The 8,787-nt window shown below is 66.5% G+C and carries 3 protein-coding genes and 1 pseudogene; 1 reads left to right on the forward strand and 3 read right to left on the reverse strand.

Annotated features, from left to right (window positions below):
- Positions 1-585, forward strand: a pseudogene (locus EN738_RS25285) (D-TA family PLP-dependent enzyme); the annotation flags it as partial.
- Here EN738_RS25285 and EN738_RS25290 read toward each other — a convergent pair.
- The 3 genes from EN738_RS25290 to EN738_RS25300 form a co-directional block, all read right to left on the reverse strand.
- Positions 586-1,338, reverse strand: coding sequence for a heme ABC transporter permease (locus tag EN738_RS25290; RefSeq protein WP_127286087.1), 753 nt, complete (start codon positions 1,336-1,338; stop codon positions 586-588).
- Between the two features lie 240 nt (positions 1,339-1,578).
- Positions 1,579-3,348, reverse strand: a complete 1,770-nt coding sequence (locus EN738_RS25295) for a glucan ABC transporter ATP-binding protein/ permease (protein WP_127286088.1) — start codon at positions 3,346-3,348, stop codon at positions 1,579-1,581.
- A gap of 353 nt (positions 3,349-3,701) precedes the next feature.
- A partial coding sequence (locus tag EN738_RS25300; protein WP_281034327.1) for a glucoamylase family protein occupies positions 3,702-8,787 on the reverse strand: 5,086 nt, incomplete at its 5' end.

Consider the following 8,787-nt stretch of genomic DNA (forward strand, 5'->3'; position numbering starts at 1 on the left):
GCCAAGGGACTGGCCTTCGGCGGGCTGATGACCTATCCGGCTGCCGGCAAACAGGCGGAGGCGGAGGCATGGCTGGCAGGGGCCAAGCAGGCCCTTGCCGCGGCGGGGCTCGAGTGCCAGCGCATCTCCAGCGGCGGCACGCCGGACATGTGGCGCTCGGGCGACGATAGCGTCGTCACCGAATACCGGCCTGGCACCTACATTTACCTGGACCGCTACCAGGTCGCCAAAGGCGTCGGCAGCCTCGACGATTGCGCGCTGACGGTGCTCGCCACCGTGGTCAGCCACCCGACGCCGACCCGCGCCATCCTCGATAGCGGCAGCAAGGCGCTGTCCAGCGACACGCTGGGGCTGGCCGATTTCGGCGAGTTGCTGGGAATGCCGGGCGCGAGGGTGACGGGCCTCAGCGAGGAACACGGCAACGTCACGCTTTCCGGCGATGCAAAGCTTCGCATCGGCGAGCGCGTTCGCGTGGTGCCGGACCATTGCTGCGTGGTGACGAACCTGTTCGACCAGGTGCATCTGATCGACGGCGACAAGGTGCTGGAAACGCTGCCGGTGGCGGCGCGGGGACGGATGGGTTGATCAGTTAGCCTGGCGCGCCGCGACCCTGCGCATCGCGATCACCCGGCGCCGGAAAATCTCCGTGCGCATCGCCATCAAATGCAGGGCGAAGAACAGCACGGTGAAGCCGAGCGCCATCACCAGCAGCGGCCTCAGCATGGAGGCGTCGATGGTCGAGCCGCCCATGCGGAACACCGAGGCCGGCTGGTGCAGCGTGTTCCACCAGTCGACCGAGAATTTGATGATCGGGATGTTGATGAAGCCGACCAGGGTGATGATGGCGGCGGCCCAGGCGGCGCGGCTGACGTCATCCAGCGCGCGGGTCAGCGCGATGATGCCGAGATACATCAAGAACAGCACGAAGACCGAGGTGAGCCTTGCGTCCCACACCCACCAGGTGCCCCACATCGGCTTGCCCCAGATCGAGCCGGTGACCAGCGCAAGCGCGGTGAAGGTGGCGCCGATGGGGGCCGCCGATTTCAGCGCGACGTCGGCCAGCGGATGGCGCCAGACCAGCGTGCCGAGCGCAGAAACCGCCATCAGCGAGTAGCACATCATGGCGAGCCAGGCGAAAGGCACGTGGATGTACATGATGCGCACCGTGATGCCCTGCTGGAAATCCTCTGGCGCGGTGAAGCTCATATAGAGCCCGGCGGCAAGAAGGAGCGCCGCGGCCGCGGCCAGCCAAGGCACCAGCCTGTCGGCCAGCCCGACGAAGCGCGTCGGGTTGGCGAGGTCGGCCCAGCCGCTCAGGCGTGAAGTGGTGTCGCTCATGCGGCTTTAAATAGACCGGCGGCGTGTGTTGGGCAATCGAGCGGTTGTCGCAGGCAGGGCAGGCTCTTCCTTCTCCCCTTGTTGTGGGAGAAGGTGCGTCGGCGCGCAGCGCCGAGACGGATGAGGGGTGTTGGAAGAAATGAGGCGGTTCGCCGCAAGGCTATGCCAAGCTGGAGCACCCCTCCTCCGGCCGCTTCGCGGCCACCTTCTCCCACAAGGGGAGAAGGGAAAGGCGCTTGGTTACGCCGCTTCCGTCACCGTGCGGCTGAGGCGGCGGACTTCCTCGTCGTTGAGCAGGCCGCCGGCGCGCAGCAGGCTGGCGAAGCGGCCGTTGCGGAGCGACAGCTCGGCGAAGCCTCCCTGCTCAACCACCCTGCCCTTGTCCATGAACACGACCAGGTCGGCGTCGCGAACGGTGGTGAGGCGGTGGGCGATGATGAAGGTGGTGCGGTTGCGGCGCAGCTCGTCGATCGCTTCCTTGACGCGGTCCTCGGTCTCGACGTCGAGCGCACTGGTCGCCTCGTCGAGCACCAGGATCGGCGCGTCCTTGAGCACGGCGCGGGCAATGGCGATGCGCTGGCGCTCGCCGCCCGAAAGCTGGCCGCCGCGCTCGCCGACGACGGTGTCGTAGCCGCTGCTCTTCGACAGGATGAAATCCTGCGCGGCGGCGGCGTTGGCGGCGGCGTGCACCTCATCATAGGTCGCCTCGGCGCGGCCGACGCGGATGTTGTCCTCGATCGAGCGGTTGAGCAGGCCGGCATCCTGGAACACGGTGGCGATCGAGTGGCGCAGCGACTTGCGGGTCACCGAGCGGGTGTCGATGCCGTCGATCAGGATACGGCCGCTGGACGGCGTGAAGACGCGCTGCAAGAGGTTGATGAGCGTCGTCTTGCCGGCGCCGGTCGGACCGACGATGGCGACCGTCTGACCGGCCTGGACCTCGAAGGAGACGTCGTCGACGCCCTGGCCCGAATTGGCGAACTCGAAGCCGACATTCTCGAAGCGGACGTGGCCGGTGACGTGGGCCAACTCGCGCAGGCCGTCCGGCTCGGCGGTGTCAGCGGCAGAGTCCTCGAGACGGTAGAAGTCCTCGAGCTTGGCGCGCGCCTCGGAGATCTGGCTGGAGAAAGCCGACACCTGATCGAGGCGGGCGATCAGCATCCCTGCAAAGCCGATGAAGGCAACGACGTCGCCGACGCGGAGCTGACCACGGGTGACGAGGTAGGCGCCGATCGAGAGCACGATCATCATCGAGATGGTCGACGACAGCCGGTTCAGCGCACTGGCGATCGCCCACCAGTCGAGCACCGGCTTCTGGGCGTCCAGCAGATCCTTGACGTAGCGCTTCAGCGTCGCGGTCTCATGGCCGATGCGGTTGTAGCTCTGCAGCACGGCGACATTGCTGACGCTGTCGGTCACATGGGCAAACACGGTGTGGTAATGGCGCTCGACGGCGGTCTGCCCGGACTTGGTGCGGCGCATGACGATGCGGCCGATGGCGACATAGAGCACGCCAAGGCCAAGCAGCACGAGCGACATGCGAATGTCCATGGCAAGCGCGGTCGGCACCAAAAGCACCAGCGCGATAGCCGTCGAGAGATGCACGCGCATGAATTCGAGCCACAGGCTGAACAGGGTCTCGATGGCGCGCAACAGCGTTTGCAGGGAATTGGACGTGCCGCGCTGGTGATGCCAGGCGAGCGGCATGGTGATGACGCGCTCGAAGGACTGGCACAGCACCTCCGAGCGGCGGGCATGGGCGAAGCGGTCGGCGCCGCGCGCCACCAGCACGACAGCGATGACGTTGAACGCGCCGAGAGCAGCCCAGACGGCGAGCGTCGAAAACACCGGGCCGTTTTCAGAGATGGCACCGATCACCCGGCCCAACAGGATCGGCTCGAGGATCGCGATCGCGGCGAGGGCGACGTTGGCGGCGCAAATCAGCGCGACGCGCTTCTTGTCGGCAGCCAGATAACCCAGGGCTCTCCAGTAGATCTGCAGAAGTGACACTTCAGCTACTCCGCCAAACTTTCATTGTGCAGTGCACCATTTCTTGACACGTACCGGTTAACGGGTCGCAAAACAATGCCCGTCTAGCTCTTCCGTTCCCATTCTGCGAACAAAAGATGACGACGCTGCGAAATCTGCCGTGATCACCTAACGGTTTGAGATAAAAGGTGAAATGTCAGCCTTGCGGCGAAATCATGGCAGCAGCCGGGAGCTGCCACATTTTTAATCACCAAGAGCTTGCGTAGCGGAAGCTAATGCGCCCGCCCGCATGCCGGCAAAGCGCATGTGCAAATAACGGCGCAAAAAGACGCGCGCCCCGAAGGGCGCGCGCTTCTAGCATCAAGTCATTGATTTTACGCAGGTATCTTGACGACAACCTCACTCGCCTCGCCGGCCTTCGGCTCGAAAGACGAGGATTTTGTCTTGGTTCCATTGACTTCGAGCGAGATGGATTTGGTCTTTTTGTCGCGGATGACGCGAACCTTGACTTCCGCGCCCAGCATCTTGAGCGTCGCCGCATAGCCGTCCCAGTGGCCGGGCAGCTTCGGCCTGAATGTGATGTGCTTGCCGCGCCGCTCGATGCCGAGAATGCCCTCGACCGCCGCGCGGTACAGCCAGCCGGCGGAACCCGTGTACCAGGTCCAGCCGCCGCGACCGCCCTTGCCTTCGCCGGCATAGATGTCGGCCGCCACGACATAGGGCTCGACCCTGTAGTGCTCGGCCGCCGCCTCGTCCGAGGCGTGATTGACCGGGTTCAGCATCGAGAAGCAGCGGTAGGCGTCGTCAGTGCGGCCCATCTCGGCCAGCGCGATGACGAACCAGGTGGCCGCGTGGGTGTACTGGCCGCCATTCTCGCGCACACCGGGCGGATAGCTCTTGATGTAGCCGGGGTCCTTCTCGGTCTTCGAGAAGGGCGGCGTGAACAGCTTGACGATCTTGAGCTCGTCGTCGACCAGCATCTTGGTCGCCTGGTGCATGGCCGTGGTCGAACGCGCCGGATCGCCCTCGCCCGAAAGCACGCTCCACGACTGGGCGATGGAGTCGATCTTGCATTCCTTTGAGTCATGCGAGCCGAGCGGCGTGCCGTCGTCGAAGCTGCCGCGCCGGTACCACTGCCCGTCCCAGGCTGTGGTCTCCAGCGCCCGTTTCAGCACGTCGGCATGCTTGTTCCAGGCCTGCGCCCGCTTGGCGTCGCCTTGCGCCTTGGCCACCGGGGCAAAGTCGCCCAGCGTCTTCAGCAGGAACCAGCCCAGCCACACGCTCTCGCCCTTGCCGCCCTCGCCGACGCGGTTCATGCCGTCGTTCCAGTCGCCGCCGAGGATCAGCGGCAGGCCGGCGGGGCTGCTGCGCTTGATGGCGAGATCCAGCGCCCGCGCGCAGTGATCATAGAGCGAGGCGGTGGTCTTGGAGACCTCCGGCGTGAAGAAGGCATCGTGCTCGTCCTCGCCGAGCGGCTGCCCGTCGATGAAGGGAAGCTGCTCCTTGAGGATCGCCGCATCGCCGGTCACGTCGATGTAGCGCGCCGTGGCGTGGGCGAGCCAGACGACGTCGTCCGAGATCATGGTGCGCACGCCGGCGTCGGTGCGTGGCAACCACCAGTGCTGCACGTCGCCCTCGGGGAATTGCCGGCGCGCCGCGTTGAGGATCTGGTCGCGCGCCAGTTTCGGATCGTGCGCCAGCAAGGCCAGCGTGTCCTGCAACTGGTCGCGGAAGCCGAAGGCGCCGCTCGCCTGGTAGAAGGCGGAACGGGCGCGGATGCGACAGGCAAGACTCTGATAGGGCAGCCAGTGGTTGACCATGGCGTCGAGCGCCTTGTCGGGCGTCTCGACCTGGATGGTGTCGAGGAAGCCGCGCCAGACGCGTTCGTTGTCGGCCAGCCGCTGGTCGAAATCCTTGCCGCGATGGGCCTGAACCAGCGCGCTCGCCTCGGCGGGCGTGGCCGCGTCGCCGAGCAGCCAGATGAGCGTGACGTCGCCACCGGCGGGGATGTCGATGTCGCTGGCGATCGCCGCGCAGGGATCGTCGCCAGCCTCGACGCGGTCGGACAGGGCAGCGCCGGCAAGCACGGCCTGCGGATATTCGCTGCTGCCGTGCCGGCCGATGAACTCACCGCGGTCGGTTGTCACCGACTGGACGGCGCCGGCAGCGGCGAGGAACGCCACCCGCTCGCTGAAGTCGAGCCCATAGGGGTTCTGCGCCAGGAGGGCGCCGGTCGCCGCATCCCTGGTCGGCACGATGGTCGCCGCCGTCCGCGAGCGATGACCGCCCAGCACCCATTCGGCATAGGCATAGACGCGCAGCCTGGCCGGCACGGGCCCCGCATTCTGGATGCGCAGCCGGGTGATCTTGACCGGGTCGGCCGGGTCGACCACCTGGGTCAGGTCCATCGACAGCGGTCCGCGTTTCGAGCGGAACGTCGAGAAGCCCTGGCCATGCCATGTCTCGTAGGTCATGGCCGGATCGCGCACGATCGCCGCCATCGGCGAGAACGCCTTGCCGCTGGCCTGGTCGTAAATGTAGATGCCCTCGCCCGGCCGATTGGTGACCGGGTCGTTCGACCATGGCGTCAGCTGGTAGTCGCGGCTGTTGCGGCTCCAGGTGAAGCCGGCGCCCTCGGCCGAGACGTGGAAGCCGAACGAGGCGTTGGAGATGACGTTGATCCAGGGCTGCGGCGTCGTACGCCGGCCGGTGAGACGCGTCACATAGTGGCGGCCGTCGCCGTCGAAGCCGCCAAAACCGTTCCAGAGGCTCAAGCCGCTGCCATCGGCACTGGCGCTCGCCGGCCCTGGCGCCGCGAATGGCGGCGGCGCAATGGCCGGCAAGGTCGATGCAGCTCCGACGCCACCGGCCTGCTGCAGGGCGTCGCGCGCCTGCAGTGCCGCCGCCTCGGCGCGCTCGATCTGGTCGAAGATGGTGCCGTTACGCGTGTGTAGAACGACGCGGGCGACCGCCAGCAGGGTCTTGTAGGTGGCCTCGTCCATCAGGTCGCGGCGCACGGCGAAGATGTGCTGGCGCGGGCCGAGCTCCTTGCCGCGCAGGCGGCTGTTCTCGCACAGCGTCTCGACCGCCCGCTGCAGGTCCTGCACGTAGGACGATGCCTGCTCATTGACGACGACGAAGTCGATCATCATGCCACGTGCCCGCATGTATTCCTGGAAGCGCAGCGCCTGGGCGACGATCTCCAGGTCGGCGACGTCGCCGATGCGGACCAGGAAGATCGGGAAGTCGCCGGAGATGCTGGTCGGCCACAGGCTCGACTGCTTGCCGAGCCCGGAGGCGATGGAATCCGCCGGCAGGCGCAGGAACGGATCGGGATAGATCAGATAGCGCGCCAGCTTCTGCACATTGGCGGCATCGGTCAGGCTGAGGCCGAGATGGCGGGTCTGCACCTGGCTGCGGGTCCAGGCCAGCATCGCCTGACGGGCGAAACTTTCCGGATGGTCGAGCCGGGCGACGGCTTCATCGAGTTCCGCGCGGCTGGTGCCGACGATGGTCCAGAAAGTCAGCGAGATCTTCTTGTTGGCGGGCACGCGCACCTGGCGGCGAAGCGAGGCGACCGGGTCCAGCGTGAAGCCGGAATGGCCGCCGAGCTTGGCGCCCGGATCGAAAGCTGCCGCGTCGACGATGGTGCGGCCGCGGCCGATGAAGGCGCGCCGGTCGGTCTCGGCCTCGGCATCGCGCGACGGCCCCGAAGGATCGGTAACGAAATGCGCCATGGCGATGTCGGGGTCGTTCTTGTCGCGCTTGCGACGGATGGCAAAGATCGCGCCATTGTTGGGCGCAATCTCGGTCTCGACGAACATCTTCGAGAAAGCCGGATGGGCGTTGTCGGAGGCTTCGTTGCCCAGCACCAGCTCGGCAAAGGAGGTCACTTCGATGTGCCGGTCCGTGGCGCCATCATTGTAGAGGGTGACGCGGCGGCCTTCGCCATTGCCTTCCGAGATGACGATGCATTCGACCTCGGAGCGCAGCGATCCGACCGATTTGACGAAGCTCGCCTTGTCGTCGGAGAACAGGGTCTGGACGCGCTCATGGTCGGCGCGCCGCGGCTCCGATGTCGCCGACCACCAGTCGCCGGTGCCGGCATCGCGCAGGAAGATGTAGGAGCCCAGCCGGTCCTCGCTCGGATCCGGCTGCCAGCGGGTGACGGCAAGCTCGCCGAAGCGGCTGTAGCCGGAACCGGTGGCGGTGACCATGACCGAATAGCGGCCGTTGGACATGACATTGGTGGCGCGCAGTGCCTTGGCCGGGTCGAGGATGACGCGCGTGTCCGGGCTCTCGGTCTCGGTCTCGTCCTTGGCGCGCTCGTCGGCCTCGGTCCTGACGGTGGCGGCCGGAATGTCGCGCGGCGCCTTCTCCTGCAGCAGCAGTTCGGCCGACTCGATCACCGGATCGCTGTGGAAGCGATCGCGCAGGCGGCCCTCGAAAATGGCGTCGGCGACAGCGGCGATCGACATGCCGGAATGGTGCGCCATGTAGTTGAGCACCACGGCATGGTCGGTGCCCTCCGGCACGCGCTGCGGGGTGAAATCGACTGCGTCGTAGTAACCGTGCCGGCCGAGCGCTCCGATCGCCTTCAGCCGGGCGAGATTGTGCACCGCCTCGCGCGGATTGAACTGCGCCGCCAGGATCGTCGCGTAGGGTGCGATCACCGTGTTCTGGCCAAGGCCGCGCTTGAGGCCGAGACCGGGCACGCCGAAATTGGTGTACTGGTAGGTGAGCTCGCGGTCGCGGGCGTTGTAAGCCGCTTCCGAAATGCCCCACGGCACGTTCTTGGAGCGCGCGTACTGGATCTGGCGCCTGATGATCAGCTTGCTGGTCTGGTTGAGGATCGAGCCATGCGGCTCCTTCATCACCAGCGGCGGCATCAGGTACTCGAACATCGAGCCCGACCAGGACATCAGCGCGCCCTGGAAGCCGATCTCGACGATCGGCCGGCCAAGCCGGAACCAGTGCTCGGTCGGGAGGTCGCCCTTGGCGATGGCGAACAGGCTGGTCAGCCGCGCCTCCGAGGCGAGCAGGTCGTAGCAGCTCTCGTCGAGCTGATGCTCCTCGACCCTGTAGCCGATCGACAGCAGCTTGCGCTCCTGCCGCATCAGGAAGGAGAAATCCATCTCGAAGGCGTAGCGACGGGTGCGCTCGCGCAACGCGAGCAACTTGGCGCGCAAGGCCTCGACCGCGTTCTCGTCATTGTGCGAGTCGTGCACATGCGCCTCGCAGGTAGCTTCCAGCCTTGCCGCCCAGTCGGCGATGACGTCGCTCTTCGGCGACGCCGCCTCGGTGTGGATGGCGGCGGCGAGCTTGCGGATTTCGCCTGCCAGCACCGCCAGGTTGATGGTGCGGATCGACGCCATCTCGGGCTGTGCCTTGATGGTCATGACGGCGCGGCGCATGCCGTCGAGACGGTCGGCCAGCCGCTGGCGCAGCGGCCGGCCGCTG

It is taken from the genome of Mesorhizobium sp. M4B.F.Ca.ET.017.02.2.1 (assembly GCF_003998955.1).
Taxonomy (GTDB): Bacteria; Pseudomonadota; Alphaproteobacteria; order Rhizobiales; family Rhizobiaceae; genus Mesorhizobium; species Mesorhizobium abyssinicae.